This is a genomic window from Pseudomonas fontis (assembly GCF_028656955.1).
Lineage (GTDB): Bacteria > Pseudomonadota > Gammaproteobacteria > Pseudomonadales > Pseudomonadaceae > Aquipseudomonas > Aquipseudomonas fontis.
Genome location: NZ_JAMDGY010000024.1, coordinates 286,007 through 304,909, shown reverse-complemented (window position 1 = coordinate 304,909; position 18,903 = coordinate 286,007). Strand labels below are relative to the sequence as shown.

Annotated in this window: 16 protein-coding genes and 2 pseudogenes; 5 read left to right on the top strand and 13 right to left on the bottom strand. The window is 64.1% G+C overall.

Going from position 1 to position 18,903, the window contains the following annotated elements; all coding sequences use genetic code 11:
• Positions 1-54: 54 nt before the first annotated feature.
• Entirely contained in the window at positions 55-555 is a 501-nt protein-coding gene (rloA2, locus tag M5G11_RS10815) for a retropepsin-like aspartic peptidase RloA2 (RefSeq protein WP_273910046.1), read from the bottom strand.
• Positions 556-734: 179 nt separating this feature from the next.
• Between rloA2 and M5G11_RS10810 the strand changes: the two genes are divergently transcribed.
• The gene (locus M5G11_RS10810) at positions 735-1,622 is read left to right on the top strand and encodes an acyltransferase (RefSeq protein ID WP_273910045.1); all 888 of its coding nucleotides are present in this window, start codon (positions 735-737) and stop codon (positions 1,620-1,622) included.
• Between the two features lie 3 nt (positions 1,623-1,625).
• On the opposite strand, the gene M5G11_RS10805 is transcribed toward M5G11_RS10810, so the two are convergent.
• The 8 genes from M5G11_RS10805 to glyA form a co-directional block, all read right to left on the bottom strand.
• A complete protein-coding gene (locus tag M5G11_RS10805; protein ID WP_273910044.1) occupies positions 1,626-2,192 on the bottom strand; it encodes a DUF2780 domain-containing protein in 567 nt (188 codons plus the stop codon).
• Positions 2,193-2,362: 170 nt separating this feature from the next.
• Positions 2,363-3,562, bottom strand: a complete 1,200-nt coding sequence (gene fdhA / locus M5G11_RS10800) for a formaldehyde dehydrogenase, glutathione-independent (protein ID WP_273910043.1) — start codon at positions 3,560-3,562, stop codon at positions 2,363-2,365.
• A 183-nt stretch (positions 3,563-3,745) separates the two neighbouring features.
• Complete coding sequence (purU, locus tag M5G11_RS10795) at positions 3,746-4,603, bottom strand: formyltetrahydrofolate deformylase (protein ID WP_273910042.1); 858 nt, start codon at positions 4,601-4,603, stop codon at positions 3,746-3,748.
• A 10-nt stretch (positions 4,604-4,613) separates the two neighbouring features.
• A complete protein-coding gene (locus M5G11_RS10790) occupies positions 4,614-5,246 on the bottom strand; it encodes a sarcosine oxidase subunit gamma (protein ID WP_273910041.1) in 633 nt (210 codons plus the stop codon).
• A 147-nt stretch (positions 5,247-5,393) separates the two neighbouring features.
• Complete coding sequence (locus M5G11_RS10785; protein WP_273910040.1) at positions 5,394-8,411, bottom strand: sarcosine oxidase subunit alpha; 3,018 nt, start codon at positions 8,409-8,411, stop codon at positions 5,394-5,396.
• Positions 8,408-8,737, bottom strand: coding sequence for a sarcosine oxidase subunit delta (locus M5G11_RS10780; protein WP_273910039.1), 330 nt, complete (start codon positions 8,735-8,737; stop codon positions 8,408-8,410). Before M5G11_RS10780 ends, M5G11_RS10785 begins: the two co-directional genes overlap by 4 nt.
• A gap of 14 nt (positions 8,738-8,751) precedes the next feature.
• On the bottom strand, positions 8,752-10,002 hold the full coding sequence (locus M5G11_RS10775) for a sarcosine oxidase subunit beta family protein (RefSeq protein WP_273910038.1): 1,251 nt from the start codon (positions 10,000-10,002) through the stop codon (positions 8,752-8,754).
• A gap of 20 nt (positions 10,003-10,022) precedes the next feature.
• On the bottom strand, positions 10,023-11,276 hold the full coding sequence (glyA, locus tag M5G11_RS10770; RefSeq protein ID WP_273910037.1) for a serine hydroxymethyltransferase: 1,254 nt from the start codon (positions 11,274-11,276) through the stop codon (positions 10,023-10,025).
• Between the two features lie 333 nt (positions 11,277-11,609).
• Between glyA and M5G11_RS10765 the strand changes: the two genes are divergently transcribed.
• Positions 11,610-12,650, top strand: a complete 1,041-nt coding sequence (locus tag M5G11_RS10765) for a threonine aldolase family protein (protein WP_273910036.1) — start codon at positions 11,610-11,612, stop codon at positions 12,648-12,650.
• Between the two features lie 42 nt (positions 12,651-12,692).
• Here the strand turns inward: M5G11_RS10765 and M5G11_RS10760 are convergent, their stop codons facing one another.
• The 4 genes and pseudogenes from M5G11_RS10760 to M5G11_RS10745 form a co-directional block, all read right to left on the bottom strand.
• Entirely contained in the window at positions 12,693-13,421 is a 729-nt protein-coding gene (locus M5G11_RS10760) for a methyl-accepting chemotaxis protein (protein WP_420793800.1), read from the bottom strand.
• Positions 13,422-13,553: 132 nt separating this feature from the next.
• Positions 13,554-14,585, bottom strand: a pseudogene (locus M5G11_RS10755) (HAMP domain-containing protein); the annotation flags it as partial.
• Positions 14,586-14,786: 201 nt separating this feature from the next.
• Positions 14,787-15,089 (bottom strand): cell division protein ZapA, encoded by a 303-nt coding sequence (locus M5G11_RS10750; RefSeq protein WP_273910035.1) that lies wholly within the window; start codon positions 15,087-15,089, stop codon positions 14,787-14,789.
• Positions 15,086-15,313, bottom strand: a complete 228-nt coding sequence (locus M5G11_RS10745) for a hypothetical protein (RefSeq protein ID WP_273910034.1) — start codon at positions 15,311-15,313, stop codon at positions 15,086-15,088. Before M5G11_RS10745 ends, M5G11_RS10750 begins: the two co-directional genes overlap by 4 nt.
• Before the next feature lie 236 nt (positions 15,314-15,549).
• On the opposite strand from M5G11_RS10745, the pseudogene M5G11_RS27560 reads away from it, so the two are divergent.
• From M5G11_RS27560 to M5G11_RS10735, 3 genes and pseudogenes are all read left to right on the top strand, one after another.
• Positions 15,550-16,359 (top strand): annotated as a pseudogene (locus M5G11_RS27560) (MCP four helix bundle domain-containing protein); the annotation flags it as partial.
• Positions 16,342-17,214, top strand: a complete 873-nt coding sequence (locus M5G11_RS27555) for a methyl-accepting chemotaxis protein (RefSeq protein WP_420793799.1) — start codon at positions 16,342-16,344, stop codon at positions 17,212-17,214. The pseudogene M5G11_RS27560 and the gene M5G11_RS27555, both read left to right, overlap by 18 nt.
• Positions 17,215-17,510: 296 nt before the next feature.
• Positions 17,511-18,854, top strand: a complete 1,344-nt coding sequence (locus M5G11_RS10735) for a purine-cytosine permease family protein (RefSeq protein WP_273910032.1) — start codon at positions 17,511-17,513, stop codon at positions 18,852-18,854.
• The last annotated feature ends 49 nt before the right edge of the window (positions 18,855-18,903 follow it).

Sequence of the window (18,903 nt, the reverse complement as noted above, 5' to 3'; positions counted from 1 at the left end):
GGGGGCCGGCCTTGCCGGCGATCGCCGGCAAGGCCGGCCCCCACAGGGTATCGATCAGCAGTCGGGCTTGCCAGCGGTAAACCGCCGCGCCGGGTTCACCGCCGCGCCAAATTCGCGCAAGGCCTTGGCCCCGATCAGCAACGGGTAGTTGAAGCTGCTGCGGTCGGTGAGGTTCACCTCCACCGTGCGCTTCACATCGCCCAGGCACAGCTCCAGGTCGATGACCGGCCGCTTGGCCGACTCGACGCTTTCGCCTTCATCGTCTTCATCGGCGCGGGTCTTGATCTTGCTGATGCGCGCGACCTTGTGTTCATACACCTTGCCATCGGCGTCCTTGGTCGCCAGGCGGAAGCGCACCCAGTCTTCGCCGTCACGGGTAAAGCGCTTGATGTCGGTGGCCGACAGCGAGGCGGTCAGCGCGCCCGTGTCCATCTTGGCCTTGAGGGTCTCGCCGATTTCCGGCAAGCCGATGTATTCATAGCGGCCATACAGGGTGGGCTCGGCGGCCATAACCGGCAGCGCGAGCAGGGAAAGCAATGCAAATACGGATTTCACCGGGTCAGCTTCCTTGAGATAAGACAGTGCTTAGACTGCCAGAGCAGGATAGGTTCGGCACAAGAGGCTATCTCACACGATGTGAAACATTTGTCCGCGCCCTGGCCTGCCAGAAATTGGACTAATCCTACAGGCTGCTTATCATTACCGGCCGTCTATCCGAGATTACGAGTTTTACTATGCGACGCCTGCTGACCGGCATATTTGTCACTGTGCTGCTTCTGCTCAACACCCTGCTGCTGATTGGCCCGCTGATGGTCTTCGCCCTGCTCAAGCTGGTGCTGCCCGGCCGTTACCGCGACTACGCCTCGTGGGCGGTGATGGGGATCGCCGAGACCTGGGCCGAGATCGACAAGCTGATCTTCGCCCTGTGCATCCCCACGCAATGGGACATTCGCGGTGCCGCCGGCCTGCGTATCGACACCTCCTACCTGGCCATCAGCAACCACCAGACCTGGGTCGACATCCCGGCGCTGATCCAGGTATTGAACCGCCGTGTGCCGTTCTTCAAGTTCTTCCTGAAAAAGGAGCTGATCTGGGTGCCGTTGCTGGGCCTGGCCTGGTGGGCGCTGGATTACCCGTTCATGAAGCGCTACAGCAAGGCCTTCCTCGACAAGCACCCGCACCTCAAGGGCCAGGACCTGGAAATCACCAAGGCCGCTTGCGAGTTGTTCAAGCGCCAGCCGGTGACGGTGGTCAATTACCTGGAGGGCACGCGCTTCACCGAAGCCAAGCGTGCGGCGCAGGGCTCGCCCTATCGCCACCTGCTCAAGCCCAAGGCGGGCGGTGTGGCTTTTGTGCTGGCGGCATTGGGTCAACAACTCGACGCGCTGCTCGATGTCACCCTGGTCTACCCCGGCGAGCGTGCGCCGGGGTTCTGGGCGCTGGTCAGCGGCCAGATCCCCAGGGTGATCGTCGATATCCAGCTACGCGAGCTGGACCCGGCCCTGTGGAGCGGCGACTACGAGAACGACCCGGTCTTGCGCCAGACCGTGCAGGACTGGGTCAACCAGCTGTGGCACGACAAGGACGAACGCATCGAGCGCTTGCGCGCCGAGTTGCGCTGAGGCTCAGACTGCAGGAACGGCTGCAGCGCCTGTGCCCCAGATCCCGCCCAGGCTTTGCAGCAGCGAGCCGGCGACGCCTTGCTGCCCCAGGTATTGCAGGATCAGCGGGGCGAACTGGCCGATCATCCCGGTGTTCATGCCCAGGGCGCTGAAGGCGTTGTTCAGGTCGTTGCTGTCTTTGACATTGCCCAGGGCGTTGCTCAGGGCCGAGGACTCGCCGCTTTTGCCGAGCAGCTCGCCCAGACCGCTCAAACCGCCCAGGGCTTTTTCGCCGGAGAGCAGGTCCAGGCCTGGGACGGCCTTGCTCAATTGCGCGTAGTCGGTGCTGCTGAGCTGGTTCTTGGCCAGGCCGAGCAAGGCGCCGGTACCGCCGATGGCTTGTTCCGGGGTGACCTTGAGTTCGCTGCCGAGGGTATTGAGCAGGTTGGCCGATGCGGCGGGGGCCTCGACGGCGGCGCCCTGCTTGTTGCCCTGCATGGCGGAGACGGCATTGGCCGCGTCGTTGAGGTTGAAGGCCAAGGCCGAAGTGCTGGCCAGGGCCATCAGGGAGAGCAGTGCGAAACGTTTCATCAAAGAACCTCGTCAGCCGGAACGGCTAGGGAAAACGAGGGTTGGACTGGTGATTGAGGGTGTTAGTTCCGGCGTCATCGCCGGCAAGGCCGGCTCCCACAGGTATCTGCAATGCTGCCAATACTGTGGGAGCCGGCCTTGCCGGCGATGGGGCCAAGCCTGCTGGTTACTTAGCCCGCACTAAAGATCTTGTGCGGGTCGATCACGAACTTCTTCGGCACCCCGGCATCGAACTCGCCATAGCCTTCCGGCGCCTGGTCAAGGCTGATCACCTGCACCCCCACCACTTCGGCAATGTTGATCCGGTCCCACATGATCGCCTGCATCAGCTGGCGGTTGTACTTCATCACTGGGGTCTGGCCGGTGTGGAAGCTGTGCGACTTGGCCCAGCCCAGGCCAAAGCGAATGCTCAGGCTGCCGATCTTCGCCGCCGCGTCCACCGCGCCCGGGTCCTCGGTGACATACAGGCCAGGGATGCCGATTTTGCCGGCCACCCGCACCACGCCCATCAACGAGTTGAGCACCGTGGCCGGCGCTTCATGCTTGGCGCCAGCATGGCCATGCCCGCGTGCTTCGAAGCCCACCGCATCCACCGCGCAGTCCACCTCCGGCTCACCGAGCAGGTTGGCGATCTGTTCGTGCAGCGGGGTGTCCTGGGACAGGTCGGCAATCTCGAAGCCCTGGGCCTTGGCGTGGGCCAGGCGCACCGGGTTGACGTCGCCGACGATCACCACCGCAGCGCCGAGCAGACGGGCTGATGCGGCAGCAGCCAGGCCCACCGGGCCAGCCCCGGCGATGTACACCGAGCTGCCTGGGCCGACGCCCGCAGTCACCGCACCGTGGTAGCCGGTGGGCAGGATGTCGGACAGGCAGGTCAGGTCGCGGATCTTCTCCATCGCCCGGTCGCGGTCGGGCAGTTTCAGCAGGTTGAAATCGGCGTAAGGCACCAGCACGTATTCGGCCTGGCCGCCGGTCCAGTCGCCCATGTCGACGTAACCGTAGGCACCGCCGGCACGGGCCGGGTTGACCGTCAGGCAGACGCCGGTGTGTTGTTCCTTGCAGGAGCGGCAGCGGCCGCAGGCGACGTTGAAGGGTACGGAAACCAGGTCGCCGATTTGCAGGTTCTCGACGTCGCGGCCTTTCTCGATCACCTCGCCGGTGATCTCGTGGCCCAGCACCAGGCCGACCTGGGCGGTGGTGCGACCGCGGACCATGTGCTGGTCGGAGCCGCAGATGTTGGTGGAGACCACCTTGAGGATCACCCCGTGCTCGATCTTGCGACCGCGCGGGTCCTGCAGTTTCGGATAGTCGATCTTCTGCACCTCGACCTTGCCACCACCGAGATACACCACACCACGATTACCAGACATGCTTTCACCTCGCTAAAGTTGTTTTTATGCAGCGGTGTAAAGATGCGCTGCGCTGAAGCAGCGCGGTTGTTACTGGAATCTTGTTGTAAGGCTGAAGGCCTCTTCGCCGGCAAGGCCGGCTCCCACAATGGCCCGGTGCACACCATGCCCTGTGGGAGCCGGCCTTGCCGGCGATGAGGCCCGCTAGAGCACCACCGTCCGATTGGCGTTAAGGAACACCCGTCGCTCAATGTGATACCCCACCGCCCTGGCCAGGGTCAGGCACTCGATGTCGCGCCCCCGTGCAATCAGGTCTTCAGGGTAGTGGCTGTGGTCCACCGCCTCGACGCCCTGGGCAATGATCGGCCCTTCATCGAGGTCGTTGTTGATGTAGTGCGCCGTCGCCCCCACCAGTTTCACGCCCTTGTTGTACGCCTGGTGATACGGCTTGGCGCCCTTGAAGCCGGGCAGCAACGAGTGATGAATATTGATCGCCCAGCCATCCAGGCGCCGGCACAGCTCCGGCGACAGCACCTGCATGTACCGCGCAAGAATCACCAGCTCCGCCCCCGCCTCCTCGATCACCTGCAGCACCTTGCGCTCCTGCGCCGGCTTGTCGTGCGGGTCGAGGGCGAAGTGGTAGTAGGGAATCCGATGCCAGTGCGCCAGCGGTTCCAGGTCCGGGTGGTTGGAGATCACCGCCACCACATCCATGCCCAGCTGGCCGATGCGCTGGCGATAGAGCAGGTCGTTCAGGCAGTGATCGGCCTTGGACACCATGATCACCACTTTCGGCCGATGGTTCGGCGCGGTCAGTTCAAAGCGCATGCCGAAGGCCTCGCCACGCTCGACCAGGCCAGCGCGAAAGCTGTCTTCGGCAAAGCCGTCCTGCGGGCGGAACTCGACGCGAATGAAGAAGCGCCCCGACAACCGATCATCGAACGAATGGTGCTCGGTGACGTAGCAATGCTGCTCGTAGAGATAACGCGTCACCACATCGACCGTGCCAAGCAGGCTCGGGCAGTCGGCGGTGAGAATCCAGGTGTCCGGGGCACGACTCATGGCAACACTCCTAGGCCTCGATGCTCAAACCGAATTCCGCCGAGGCGTCCTGCAGCCACAGCCACCAGTAGTCAGAGAAGCTGCGCCGGATCAGCAGCTCCCAGGTGTCTTCGCCGGTACGGCGGATCACCAGCTGCGACTTGGCGAACACCGTGCCGACAGCCTTGCCGACCGGGAAGTTGTTCGGGTGCACGTCGTAGCTGGTGGACTTCATCAGCACCTCGCGCACGTTCGGGCCGGTCAGTTGCAGCAGGGTTTGCCCGCCACTGACGTTGACGATCTGGATATGCAGGTCGCCCAGCGCTTCACGCAATTTTTGCTCGACGCTCAGTTCCTGGCCGCCAGGGACGATCAGCAGCCATTCGTCCGGGCCGAGCCATTGCAGCGACATTTCGTCGTTGGCGACCACGGTCAGGGCCACGGGCAGCTCCAGGCCCAGGGCCTTGAACACTGCGCCGGCGAAGGCTGGATCACGGCCGTCGCCACGCAGGGTGAGGTGGCCGAGGAAGGCTTTTTCACGCAGGGTGACCCCGGCGTTCTTGCGGCCCTTGCCGACCAGGCTGGGCAGGTCGGCGTGGTGCAGTGGCGACTCGGCGTGGGCGTCGTTGCCGGGGCGTTGCTGGTAGACGTTGATAGCGCTCATGGGGCACCCATCTGAAAGTTCGAAAGCATCCTGTGGAAGCAACTGTCTTGAATCTGCTGTGTGGGAGCTGGCCTTGCCAATCGGCGCCGCGTTGCGCCCATCGCCGGCAAGGCCGGCTCCCACAGGTAGTGCAATGCAGTAGCGGTGTCAGATGTTCTGCCGATCCCCCTTCGGATCGAAGAACACCGATGCGCAAATCTCCGCCTCGATCACGCTGCCATCGGCCTGCGGCGAGAACACCCGCTCACCCATGCGCTTGAGCCCACCCTTGACCACCGCCAGGGCAAACGAATAACCCAGCGAGTTGGCGGCATAGCTCGACGTCACATGCCCGACCATGTCCATCGGGATCGGCTGCTTGGGGTCGAACACCAGTTGCGCGCCCTCCGGCAGCCACTTGCTCGGGTCAACCGGCTTCAAGCCCACCAGTTGCTTGCGGTTGTCTCGCACGCAGTCCTCACGGTTCATCCCGCGCCAGCCGATCCACGAGAACGGCTTGGTCCGCCCCACACACCAGCCCATGTTCAAGTCATCCGGGGTCATCGAGCCATCGGTGTCCTGCCCGACGATGATGAAACCCTTCTCCGCCCGCAGCACGTGCATGGTCTCGGTGCCGTAGGGCGTCAGGTTGTACTGCTTGCCGACCTCGGCAATCTTCTCCAGCACACCCATCGCGTAGTTGGCCTGGATGTTCACCTCGTACGACAGCTCGCCAGTGAACGAAATCCGGAACACCCGCGCCGGCACACCGCCGACCAGCCCTTCCTTCCAGCTCATGAACGGGAAGGCGTCCTTGTCCAGGTCGATATCGGTCACTTCACCGAGCAGCTTGCGGCTGTTCGGCCCGGACAGGGTAAGGGTCGCCCAGTGGTCGGTGACCGAGGTGAAGTACACCTTCAAGTCAGGCCACTCGGTCTGCTGGTAGATCTCCAGCCATTGCAGCACCCGCGCCGCGCCCCCGGTGGTGGTGGTCATGAGGAAATGGTTGTCGGCCAGGCATGCGGTGACGCCATCGTCGAAGACCATGCCGTCTTCCTTACACATCAGCCCGTAACGGGCCTTGCCCACGTCCAGCTTGGTCCAGGCGTTGGTGTAGATGCGGTTGAGGAATTCCCGTGCATCCGGGCCCTGGATATCGATCTTGCCCAGGGTCGAGGCGTCCAGCAGGCCGACGCTGTCACGCACCGCCTGGCACTCACGGGCCACGGCGGCATGAATGTCTTCAGCGCCCTTGGGGAAGTACCACGGCCGCTTCCACTGGCCGACGTCTTCGAACTGCGCGCCATTTTTCACATGCCAGGCATGCAGCGCGGTGAAGCGCACCGGCTCGAACAGGTGCCCGCAGTGCCGCCCCGCCACCGCACCAAAGGTCACCGGGGTGTAGTTGGGGCGGAACATGGTGGTGCCCATTTCCGGGATGGTGATGCCCATCGAACGCGCGGCAATCGCCAGCCCGTTGATGTTGCCCAGCTTGCCCTGGTCGGTGCCGAAACCCAGCGCGGTGTAGCGCTTGACGTGCTCGACCGACTCGAAGCCCTCGCGGGTCGCCAGTTCGATGGCGGCGGCGGTGACGTCGTTCTGCTGGTCGACGAACTGCTTCGGCGCCCGTGCAGTGTTGCGGTCGTGCGGCACCTGGAACAGGCCCAGGGTGGCCTCCTCCTGGCGCGCCAGTACTTTGGGCAGCAGCCCTTCGACAGCCTTGAAACCGGCTTCGCTGGCCGCGCGCACGCCGCCTTCGAAACCATCGGCCAGCGCATCGGCCAGGCCGAATACTCCATTGATGCCACCGACGCACACGCGTTTTTGCGGGGCCTCGCCCGGCACAAAGCCGAGGATGTCGTCACGCCAGATCGGCTTGCCGCCCAGGTGCGAGGCCAGGTGAACCACCGGGCTGTAGCCGCCGGAGGTCGCCACCAGGTCGCAGTCCAGCCACTCGCCGGGGCTGGTGACGGCGTGTGCCTGCACATCGATGGCGGCAACCCGCGCCGCCGTCACGTGCTTGCTGCCACGGCTTTCGATTACCGCGCTTGAGGTGAGGATACGGATGCCCTTGGCCCGCGCCTCTTCCACCAGCGAACCGCGTGGGTTGTGCCGCGCATCGGCGACGGCGACCACCTTGAGCCCGGCATCGTGCCAGTCCAGGGCGACGCGGTAGGCGTGGTCGTTGTTGGTCGACAGCACCAGCTTGCGCCCCGGTGCGACACCGTAGCGGCGCACATAGGTGGACACTGCACCGGCGAGCATGTTGCCCGGCACGTCGTTGTTGCCATACACCAGCGGCCGCTCGTGGGTGCCGGTGGCCAGCACCACGCGCTTGGCGCGCACCCGGTGCATGCGCTGACGTACCTGGCCGATCGGTGCACGGTCGCCGAGGTGGTCGGCCAGGCGCTCGTGAATGGTCAGGAAATTGTGGTCGTGATAGCCGTTCACCGTGGCGCGCGGCAACAGCAGCACCTCCGGCATGCCCTTGAGTTCGGCAACCACTGCCGCCACCCAGTCAGCGGCCGGTTTGCCATCGAGGCTTTCGCGGCTGTCGAGCAGGCTGCCGCCGAACTCTTCCTGCTCATCGGCCAGGATCACCCGGGCGCCGCTGCGCCCGGCCGCCAGCGCGGCAGCAAGCCCGGCCGGGCCGGCGCCGACGATCAGCACGTCGCAGTGGTGGCTCATGTAGTCGTAGCTGTCGGGGTCGTTTTCCAGTGGCGCACGGCCCAGGCCTGCGGCCTTGCGGATGTACTTCTCGTAGGTCATCCAGAACGACTGCGGGTACATGAACGTCTTGTAGTAGAACCCCGGCGGCATCAGCTTGCCGCCGACCTTGCCGAGGATGCCCATCACGTCGGTGTTCACGCTCGGCCAGCCGTTGGTGCTGGTGGCGACCAGGCCGGCATACAGCGCCTGCTGCGTGGCGCGCACGTTGGGCACCTGGGTGGCTTCACTGGCGCCGATCTGCAGGATGGCGTTCGGCTCTTCGCAGCCGGCGGCGATGATCCCGCGCGGGCGCGAGTACTTGAAGCTGCGCCCGACGATGTCGACGCCGTTGGCCAGCAAGGCGGCGGCCAGGGTGTCACCGGCATAGCCCTGGTAGCTCTGGCCGTTGAAGGTGAAGTTCAAGACGCTGCTGCGGTCGATACGACCACCATTGGACAGGCGATAGACCTGGCTCATACCTTTTCTCCCTGACCACTGACAGCCAACTGCGGCGACGCGCCTTTGCCGGTGACCTGTGGCTTGGCGCCAATCGGATAGGTTTCCAGGATCTCGTAGGTCACAGTGTCACGCGTGGCGTTGAAATACTGGCGGCAACCGGCGGCGTGAATCCACAGCTCGTGGTGCAGGCCACGCGGGTTGTCGCGAAAGAACATGTAGTCGCCCCACTCCTCGTCAGAGCAGGCGTTCGGCTCCAGCGGGCGCGGGATATGCGCCTGGCCGGCGGCGTGGAATTCCTCTTCGGAGCGCAGCTCGCCGCAGTGGGGACAGAAGATATGCAACATGGGGATTTCTCCTGTTAGTGGGCGACAGCGGCAGCGCCGTGTTCGTCGATCAGGGCGCCGTTGTGGAAACGGTCGATGGAAAACGGCTTGGCCAACGGGTGCATTTCGCCTTTGGCGAGGCTCGCGGCAAACACGTTGCCCGAACCCGGCGTGGCCTTGAAGCCACCGGTGCCCCAGCCGCAGTTGAAGAACATGTTCTCTACCGGGGTCTTGGAGATGATCGGGCAGGCGTCCGGGGTGGTGTCGACGATGCCGCCCCATTGGCGGTTCATGCGCACCCGCGAGAGGATCGGGAACATCTCCACGATGGCCTGCAAGGTGTGCTCGATGACCGGGTACGAGCCGCGCTGGCCGTAGCCGACCCAGCCGTCGATACCGGCGCCGATGACCAGGTCGCCCTTGTCCGACTGGCTGATGTAGCCGTGTACGGCGTTGGACATGATCACGCTGTCGATGATCGGCTTGAGCGGCTCTGACACCAGCGCCTGCAACGGGTGTGACTCGATCGGCAAGCGAAAGCCGGCGAGCTTGGCCATGTGCCCCGAGTTGCCGGCGGTGACCACGCCGACGCGCTTGGCGCCGATGAAGCCCTTGTTGGTTTCCACGCCGATCACCACGCCGTTTTCCTTACGGAAACCGATCACTTCGGTCTGCTGGATCAGGTCCACACCGAGGGCGTCGGCCGCGCGGGCGAAGCCCCAGGCCACGGCATCGTGACGGGCCACGCCGCCGCGCCGCTGCACGGTGGCGCCGAGGATCGGGTAGCGGGTGTTCTTCGAGCAGTCCAGGTAGGGGATTTCGTCCGCCACCTGCTGGGCGTTGAGCAGTTCACCGTCCACGCCATTAAGGCGGTTGGCGCTCACCCGGCGTTCCGAGTCGCGCATGTCCTGCAGGGTGTGGCACAGGTTGTAGACGCCACGCTGGGAGAACATCACGTTGTAGTTGATGTCCTGGGACAAGCCTTCCCAGAGCTTCATGGCATGCTCGTAGAGGTGCGCCGACTCGTCCCAGAGGTAGTTGGAACGCACGATGGTGGTGTTGCGCGCGGTGTTGCCACCGCCCAGCCAGCCCTTCTCGACCACCGCGACATTGGTGATGCCGTGCTCCTTGGCCAGGTAGTAGGCGGTGGCCAGGCCATGCCCGCCACCGCCGACGATAACCACGTCGTAGACCTTCTTCGGGGTTGGCGTGCGCCACATGCGCTGCCAGTTTTCGTGGTGGCTCAACGAGTGCTTGAAAAGGCCGAAGCCCGAGTAGCGTTGCATAGTCAGTACTCCTCAACCACTCAGCGGTAAACCGGGAAATCTGCACAGAGTGCCGACACGTTGCGCGCCACATTGGCCTCGACATCGGCATCGCCGAGGTTGTCGAGGATGTCGCAGATCCAGCCGGCCAGCGCCGTGCACTGGGCAACCTTGAAACCACGGCTGGTGACCGCCGGGGTGCCGATGCGCAGGCCCGAGGTCACGAACGGCGATTGCGGGTCGTTCGGCACGGCGTTCTTGTTCACGGTGATATGCGCGCGGCCCAGCGCGGCATCGGCCTCCTTGCCGGTCAGGCCCTGACGGATCAGGCTGACCAGGAACAGGTGGTTGTCGGTGCCACCGGACACTACATCGTAGCCCCGCTCGATAAACACGCCAGCCATGGCCTGGGCGTTGTCGATCACTTGTTGCTGGTAGGTCTTGAAGCCGGGTTCAAGGGCTTCCTTGAAGCACACGGCCTTGGCCGCGATCACGTGCATCAGCGGGCCGCCCTGGCCGCCGGGGAACACCGCCGCGTTGAATTTCTTCTCCAGTTCCTCATTGGCCTTGGCCAGGATCAGCCCGCCACGCGGACCGCGCAGGGTCTTGTGGGTGGTGGTGGTGACCACGTCGGCGTAGGGCAGCGGGTTCGGGTACAGGCCGGCCGCGACCAGGCCGGCGACGTGGGCCATGTCGACGAACAGGTAGGCGCCGACCTTGTCGGCAATTTGCCGGAAGCGTGGGAAGTCGAGGGTTTTCGAGTAGGCCGAGAAGCCGGCGATGATCATCTTTGGCTGGTGCTCGACGGCCAGGCGCTCGACCTCGTCGTAGTCGATCAGCCCGCTGTCGGTGTCGATGCCGTACTGCACCGCGTTGTAGAGCTTGCCCGAGAAGCTGACCTTGGCACCGTGGGTGAGGTGGCCGCCGTGGGCCAGGCTCATGCCCAGCACGGTATCGCCGGCTTGCAGCAGGGCGAGGTAGACGGCGGCATTGGCCTGGCTGCCGGAGTGTGGCTGGACGTTGGCGTAGTCGGCGCCGAACAGTTGCTTGGCGCGGTCGATGGCCAATTGCTCGACCTTGTCGACGTGCTCGCAGCCGCCGTAGTAGCGCTTGCCGGGATAGCCTTCGGCGTACTTGTTGGTGAGGCCGCTGCCCTGGGCCTGCATGACGCGTTTGCTGGTGTAGTTTTCCGAGGCGATCAGCTCGATGTGGTCTTCCTGGCGTTGTTCTTCGGCATTCATGGCCGCCAGCAGTGCATCGTCGTAACCCTGGATCTGGTCTTGCTTGCTGAACATCGCATCTCTCCCGGCAGCGGCTTTGTTGTGGGGGCACGCGCAGGTGCCTTATGGATTCGATGGTAGGGCCGGACCAGACCGGTCAAATGCCTATAGACGCCACGCAAAGGTGCGTTTACGACATGCGGGTTTGCAAACCCGGAGCTGTGGGAGCCGGCCTTGCCGGCGATGAGGCCTCGGTGGCCGCTACGCGCCCATTCGCTGGCAAGGCCAGCTCCCACAGAGATCAGTGCAAGGGCATGGTTGCCACCGCGAGATGTTGTCCACAGGTGTATAGGCGGCCACTGCAATCTTGTTTACAGTGCTCCCCTGCGTCGTTCACAGGACAGTGTCATGACAGAGCAAAGCCAACAATTCGCCAGCGACAACTATTCCGGTATCTGCCCAGAAGCCTGGGCCGCCATGGAGAAGGCCAACCACGGCCACGAGCGTGCCTACGGCGACGACAAATGGACGGCCCTGGCCTCCGACCACTTCCGCAAACTGTTCGAGACCGACTGCGAGGTGTTCTTCGCCTTCAACGGTACGGCGGCCAACTCCCTGGCCCTGTCGTCGCTATGCCAGAGCTACCACAGCGTGATCTGCTCGGAGACCGCCCACGTCGAGACCGACGAATGCGGCGCGCCGGAGTTCTTCTCCAACGGCTCCAAGCTGCTCACCGCGCGCAGCGAGAACGGCAAGCTGACCCCGGACTCGATCCGCGAAGTCGCCCTCAAGCGCCAGGACATCCACTACCCCAAGCCGCGCGTGGTCACCATCACCCAGGCCACTGAAGTCGGTAGCGTGTATCGCCCGGAAGAGTTGAAAGCGATCAGCGCCACCTGCAAGGAACTGGGCCTGAACCTGCACATGGACGGCGCGCGCTTCACCAATGCCTGCGCGTTCCTGGGCTGCACCCCGGCCGAGCTGACCTGGAAAGCCGGCGTCGATGTGCTGTGCTTTGGCGGCACCAAGAACGGCATGGCGGTGGGCGAGGCGATCCTGTTCTTCAACCGCAAGCTGGCCGAAGACTTCGACTACCGCTGCAAGCAGGCGGGTCAGTTGGCGTCGAAGATGCGTTTCCTTTCGGCGCCCTGGGTCGGGCTGCTGGAGAACGGCGCCTGGTTGCGCCATGGCCAGCATGCCAACCATTGCGCGCAATTGCTGAGCGGGCTGGTGGCGGATATTCCGGGGGTGAGCCTGATGTTCCCGGTGGAAGCCAACGGCGTGTTCCTGCAAATGCCGGAACCGGCGCTGGACAAGCTGCGTGACAAGGGCTGGCGCTTCTACACCTTCATCGGCAGCGGCGGCGCACGCTTCATGTGTTCGTGGGATACCGAGGAAGCGCGGGTGCGTGAACTGGCTGCGGATATCCGCCTGGTGATGGGGCTCTGAAGGCCCCATCGCCGGCAAGGCCGGCGATGAATTCACCCCGAGTTAGAGCCTGAACCCACCCATCTGCCGCGCCAGATCATCAGCCAGCCCTTTCAGGGCCTGGCAATCCTCGCGACAGGCTTCCACCTCCCCCGCCGTCTGCCGCGCCAAATCGGAAATCCCCTGCACATTGCGGTTGATCTCATCGGTCACCGCCGACTGCTCCTCGGTCGCCGTCGCCACCTGCAGGTTCATGTCGCTGATGCGCTCCACCTGCCCGGTAATGGTGGTCAACGACGCTCCGGTACGCTGGCTCGATTCCACCCCGGTGCCGGTCGCCGCCTGCCCCGCATGCATCGACGCCACGGCATTGCCGGTACCCTGCTTCAAGCGCTGGATCATCTGCTGGATTTCATCGGTAGACACCTGGGTACGCTTGGCCAGCGTACGCACCTCATCGGCCACCACCGCAAAGCCCCGGCCCATGTCCCCGGCCCGCGCCGCTTCAATGGCCGCATTCAACGCCAGCAGGTTGGTCTGCTCGGAAATGCTGCGGATCACTGCCAGCACTTCATCAATCGACGCCACTTCCTCAGCCAGCTCGCTGACCGCCGTCGCCGCCAAGCCGATCTCGCCCGACATCCCCTCGATATGCGCAATCGAACGCTGCACCACACCGCGCGCCTGCAAGGCTTCGTCGCGTGCCGTCTGCGAGGCCTGCGCCGCGCTGCCCGCATTCTGCGCAATGTCCTGCACGGTGAGGCCCATCTGGTGCACGGCAGTGGCCACCATCTCGGTCATTTCCTGCTGACGCACCGAACGATCTGCGGTGTTTTCCACCACCTGGGTTACCTGGGTCACCGACTGGCGCAGGTCCTCGGTGGTGCGCAGCACCTCGCCAATCAGGTCTCGCTGGCTGTCGAGGAAGCGGTTGAAACCGCGCGCCAGATCGCCCAGTTCGTCCGCCCGCGAATCGTCCAGGCGCCGGGTCAGGTCACCGCCGCCGCTGCCGATGGCCACCAGCGCCTCGGTCACCCGGCGGATCGGCCGCACGATCCCGCGCGCCAGCAACACCACCAGCAACAACGACACCAGCGCCACCGCCCCGCCGATCAGGCTGGTCAGCCACACGGCCCCGCGCACCTCGGCGTAGATCTGCGATTCCGGCACCTCGGCCACCAGCGTCCAGTTGAGGTCACGCAGGGGCAGGCTCAAGGCCAGGTAGGCTTCGCCGTCGCGCTGGAAGCGGCTGGTTTGCAGGGTGCCTTTGCTGGCCAGCGCCGCCGTGGCCGCCGCCTCGCCGATCTGCTCGGCCAACTGCCGCTTGCCGCTGAACTCACCCTGCGGATGCACCTGGATCAGGCCATCGCCGCGCACCAGGAACACCCGGCCATGCTCGCCGAAACTGAAATCGTGGATCAGCTGCGACAGCTCGGTCATGCGCAGCCCGAGCCCGGCGATACCGACCAGCTTGCCGGCCTTCTCCACCCGGTAGTCGATGAACAGCGCCAGCTCGCCGGTGCTGCCATCGATGTCGATGTTCAGCAGGCGCGGGTTGCCGCTGTCGATGAAGCCGTAGAACCAGCTGTCTTTCGGGTTGCTGCGGCTCAGGGTCCGGTCCAGGCCTTTCTCGTTGTAGTACTGGTTGCTTTCGGTGCTGGCAAACAACGCGGTAAAGGCGTGGTTGTGCGCGCGCAACGCCTCCAGGTACTCGACGAATTTCGGCGCCTGGGCGCTGTCTTCACCGGCCGCCAGCCAGTCGCGCAGCAAGGTATTGTTGGCAATGTCCGCCGCCGCCGTGAGCGGGCGCACCATCATCCGCTCGATATCGTTACGAATTGCCTCAATGCTCGCCGGCAGCGCCGACTCCACCAGGTAACGCTCGGTCAGCCGATTGACCGCCACCGTGTAGATCCCGACCACGATCAAGATGCTCACCAAGAGCGCTGCGCCCATGCTGGTGATCAATTGCCACTGGATACTGCGCCGCCAGAATTGCATGGATCTTCCCCTGAGAAATAAAGCCTGTACTGCAACTGTCGAGCCAATTGTATACAGTTAGAAATACAATAATTCCAGTGGCGCACGCCAATGCCGCCCACCGTCCCGAAGGTCGGCGAGCAGGCTTGTGAGGGGAAAACGATTGCGCGGCGCGGATCAGCTGTTGCTGATGGTCCGGGCAATCACATCGACCGTGGCGCTGACTTGCTCTTGATAACGGTCGAGGGCTTCCTGATGGGCCTGTTGCAGCTCGATCTGCTGCGAACACAGGTTCAGGGCAGCCAGCACCAGCAACTTGTCGCCAATCAGCGACGGGTACTTGCGCTTGGTGTCGGCCAAGGAGGCCTTGAGCATCTGCACCGCTTGCGCCAGGGTCTGTTCCTGACCTTCGGGTGCCTTGATCGAGTAATCATTGCCCAGGATCGAGACAACGTTTATCGACTGCGCAGTGGTGTTCATGCGTTAACGGTGCCGCCTGCACGTTCGACCAGCGCCTGGATGCGCGCTGCGGTGGCGCCGTGCTTCTCTTCCTGTTCCATCAGGCTCAGTTGCAGGCTTTCGTTCTCGTCCTTGGCCTGGGCCAGAGCGCCGTCCAGGTGTGCGTTGCGCTCGGTCAGTTCCAGGTTCTTCTGCACCAGGTCGCCGACCAGCTGTTCCAATTGACTCAGGGAAGTTTCCAACATGATTGCCTTCTCGGGTATTTCAGGGGGCGCACACGATAAAGAAAACTCGCCGTGCTCGCCAGGGATATCGGGTTTAGAGGCCTCGGCCTGGTGCAGATTGACCCACCGATGGGCATCCGGTTCCGGTATTTGATGACCGCTGGGCGGAAAAACCTTAGCTCGCTCACAAAAACGCAGCAATGCACTCAAGTACTGCCAGCGGCGTCCGATAGGCAGTGCAGTCTTCTCTGTAACGCATGGATCGCGTCCCGTCATCTCCCTACTGGATTCGAACCATGTCCCTACGCAACATGAACATTGCCCCGCGTGCGCTGCTGGGTTTTGCCCTGATTGGCGCCCTGATGCTGGCCCTGGGTATCTTTGCCCTGAACCAGATGGGCAAGATCCGCCAGGCCGGTGTTGCCATCGAGCAGGTCAGCCTGCCCAGCATCAGCAACCTCGACCAGCTGACCCAACTCACCCTGCGCCTGCGCACCCTGTCCTACCGCCTGCTGCTCAACCGCGAAGCCAGCACCCAACAAGACACCCTGCGCTTGCTCGAACAGCGCAACGCGCAGATAGACGAGGCGCGCCGGGCCTATGAGCCGCTGATCGAGAACGCCGAAGAGCGCGCCAGCTACAACCAGTACCTGCAATTGCTCAATCAATACCGCCAGCTTGAAGCACGGATGAAGAGCCTGTCCCAGAGCAACGACCTGGAAGGTCTGCGCAACATGCTCAACCGCGACCTGCTGGACAACTCCGAGCAGATCAACGCGGTGATGGAAGCGCTGGTCAAGTTCAACACCAACCAGACCAGCAAGACCAACAAGGCGGCGGCTGAGCAATACAGCAATGCCTTTGCCCTGGTCATCGGCCTGCTGCTGACCGCCACCGTGCTGACCTTTGTCTGCGCCCTGCTGCTGACCCGCAGTATCGTCAAGCCGATCGACGAGGCGTTGCACGCTGCCGAGCAGATCGCCGAAGGCAACCTGACCCAGCCGATCCGCGCCGAGGGCACCGATGAAGCCGCCCGCCTGCTCAAGGCCATGGCCAAGATGCAGGACAAGCTGCGTGACACCCTGCAACTGATCTCCGGCTCCGCCACCCAGCTGGCCTCGGCAGCGGAAGAGCTCAACAGTGTCACCGACGAAAGCGCCCGTGGCCTGCAACAGCAGAACAACGAGATCGAACAGGCCGCCACTGCCGTTACCGAGATGACCAGCGCCGTGGAAGAAGTCGCGCGCAACGCCGTGAGTACCTCCGAAGCCTCGAAGGAAGCCACCCGCTCGGCCGGTGATGGCCGTGACCTGGTCATGGAAACCGTCACTGCCATCGAACGCATGAGCACCGACGTGCAAAGCACCGCCACCTTGATCAGCAACCTGGCGAACGAGTCGCGCGACATCGGCAAGGTGCTCGACGTGATCCGTGGCCTGGCCGACCAGACCAACCTGCTCGCGCTCAACGCCGCCATCGAAGCCGCGCGTGCCGGTGAGGCCGGCCGTGGCTTTGCCGTGGTTGCCGATGAAGTGCGGGCCCTGGCCCACCGCACCCAGCAATCGACCAGCGAAATCGAGCGGATGATCGGCAGCATCCAGGGCGGTACCGAGCAGGCGGTGAACTCCATGCGCAACAGCACCGAGCGCGCCGAGTCGACCCTGAACATCGCCCGTGGCGCGGGCCTGGCCCTGGAGACCATCACCGGCGCGGTAGCCGAGATCAACGAGCGCAACCTGGTGATCGCCAGCGCGGCCGAAGAACAGGCCCAGGTGGCCCGTGAAGTGGACCGCAACCTGGTCAACATCAATGACCTGTCGGTGCAGTCGGCCACTGGCGCCCACCAGACCAGCGCCGCCAGCAACGAGCTGTCGCGCCTGGCGGTAGACCTGAGCAGCCTGGTGGCACGCTTCCGCGTCTGACGCACTGCCAGAGGGGGGCCGGCCAGCGGCCTCCCTTGTCACCTCTTGTGGGAATTCTCCCTGTCTTGACCCGCGCTGCCGGAAAGGCCTGACAGGCCTTAATAACTTTTCGGAATAAAAACGCCGGTTCTACGACTAGCAGTTCTGCCAGTTGTCCTCGCACACTCCCTGCCGAACAATAGCTTGCTGGCCCTGATCCGCTTCGGCCAGACGCAATGCTGCGTTCCACACCTGTTTGCCGCCCCGGGCCAGCGCGCTGGCCTGGGGCCTTTTTTCCTCGAACGCACCGGAGCCCCATGAACGACATGGCCGTACCGCACGGGCGCACCGACCTGCGCATCGAAACCCGCTCGATCGAGGCCGTGCCGCACCACGAACGCCACGGCGCGGCCTGGCACCTGGGGCCGTTCTGGTTTACCGGCAATTTCGTCCTGACCACGTTGACGGTCGGGTTCATTGGCCCCGCGCTGGGGCTGGGGGTGTTGCATTCGATCATCGCCCTGCTTGTTGGCGTCGCGATAGGCTCGGCCTGCATGGCCCTGCATGCCAATCAGGGGCCGCGCCTGGGCCTGAGCCAGATGATCCAGTCGCGGGCGCAGTTCGGCCAGCTTGGCGCCGTGTTGCCGATGCTGGTGGCGGTCTGCGTTTACCTGGGCTTGAACGTGTTCAACCTGGTACTTGCCACCGATGCCATCACCCGCGTTTTACCTGGGCCCGACGCCGTATGGTTCGCGTTGATCATTGGCGTGGCGATGTTGATGGCCGTGGCCGGCCATGACCTGTTGATCAAGGTGCAGCGTTCGCTGACCTACCTGCTGGTCGGCGTGTTCGCCGTGCTGACCATTGCCGCGTTGCTGCTGCTGGAACCGGACACCGTGCAGCGCAGCCGGAGCTTCTACTGGCCGGCGTTTTTCGTGCAGTTGTCGGCAGCAGCGGGGTACCAGATCAGCTATGCGGTGTATGGCTCGGATTATTCGCGCTACCTGCCGCGCAACACCCCGGCACGCAGCGTGATGCTCTGGAGCTATGCCGGCGCCGCCGTTTCGGCGGTATGGCTGATGTCGCTGGGGGCGTTGCTGGCGTCGGCGGTGCATGCCCCGGATGCAGTCGCCAGCCTGCAGCAACTGGGCAATCGCTTCCTGCCGGGGTTTGGCACCTTCGTGGTGATCGTCGCGGTGCCGGCGCTGATCGGCATCATCGCGATCAATTGCTACGGCGCCATGCTCACCGGCCTTGGCGTGGTCAGTACGTTTCGGCCGGTGCGTGCGGGTATTGGCCCGCGCGTGGTCGGGGTGGCGCTGGCCGGGGCGGTGGTTTACCTGGTCGCGCTGCGCTTGCCGCTGGGGTATCAGGACAGCTTCACCAGCTTTCTGATGTTGATGCTGTATTGCCTGATGCCATGGAGCGCGATCAACCTCACTGGTTTCTACCTGCTGCGCGAGCGCAAGCGTGGCAACGGCGACTGGGGCTGGCCGGGGCTGTTGGCGTATGCGGGGGGGATTGTCGCGATGCTGCCGTTTCTTTCGCTGGGCCACTATCAGGGCTGGATGGTGGAGGTGCTGGAAGGGGCTGATATTGCGTTCGTGATCGGCTTTGGTGTTTCGGCGCTGTTGTATGCAGGGCTCGCCAGGCGTTGCTAGCCACTGGCTTTGCCTGGATGCCACTGACTTGCACAGCATGTGTAGCCGC

Bases quoted from the DNA above. Each gene is read 5' to 3' on its own strand.
- M5G11_RS10810 (WP_273910045.1), top strand. From the start codon at position 735: ATGCGACGCCTGCTGACCGGCATATTTGTCACTGTGCTGCTTCTGCTC.
- M5G11_RS10805 (WP_273910044.1), bottom strand. From the start codon at position 2,192: ATGAAACGTTTCGCACTGCTCTCCCTGATGGCCCTGGCCAGCACTTCG.
- fdhA (WP_273910043.1), bottom strand. From the start codon at position 3,562: ATGTCTGGTAATCGTGGTGTGGTGTATCTCGGTGGTGGCAAGGTCGAG.
- purU (WP_273910042.1), bottom strand. From the start codon at position 4,603: ATGAGTCGTGCCCCGGACACCTGGATTCTCACCGCCGACTGCCCGAGC.
- M5G11_RS10790 (WP_273910041.1), bottom strand. From the start codon at position 5,246: ATGAGCGCTATCAACGTCTACCAGCAACGCCCCGGCAACGACGCCCAC.
- M5G11_RS10785 (WP_273910040.1), bottom strand. From the start codon at position 8,411: ATGAGCCAGGTCTATCGCCTGTCCAATGGTGGTCGTATCGACCGCAGC.
- M5G11_RS10780 (WP_273910039.1), bottom strand. From the start codon at position 8,737: ATGTTGCATATCTTCTGTCCCCACTGCGGCGAGCTGCGCTCCGAAGAG.
- M5G11_RS10775 (WP_273910038.1), bottom strand. From the start codon at position 10,002: ATGCAACGCTACTCGGGCTTCGGCCTTTTCAAGCACTCGTTGAGCCAC.
- glyA (WP_273910037.1), bottom strand. From the start codon at position 11,276: ATGTTCAGCAAGCAAGACCAGATCCAGGGTTACGACGATGCACTGCTG.
- M5G11_RS10765 (WP_273910036.1), top strand. From the start codon at position 11,610: ATGACAGAGCAAAGCCAACAATTCGCCAGCGACAACTATTCCGGTATC.
- M5G11_RS10760 (WP_420793800.1), bottom strand. From the start codon at position 13,421: ATGGTGGCCACTGCCGTGCACCAGATGGGCCTCACCGTGCAGGACATT.
- M5G11_RS10750 (WP_273910035.1), bottom strand. From the start codon at position 15,089: ATGAACACCACTGCGCAGTCGATAAACGTTGTCTCGATCCTGGGCAAT.
- M5G11_RS10745 (WP_273910034.1), bottom strand. From the start codon at position 15,313: ATGTTGGAAACTTCCCTGAGTCAATTGGAACAGCTGGTCGGCGACCTG.
- M5G11_RS27555 (WP_420793799.1), top strand. From the start codon at position 16,342: ATGGCCAAGATGCAGGACAAGCTGCGTGACACCCTGCAACTGATCTCC.
- M5G11_RS10735 (WP_273910032.1), top strand. From the start codon at position 17,511: ATGAACGACATGGCCGTACCGCACGGGCGCACCGACCTGCGCATCGAA.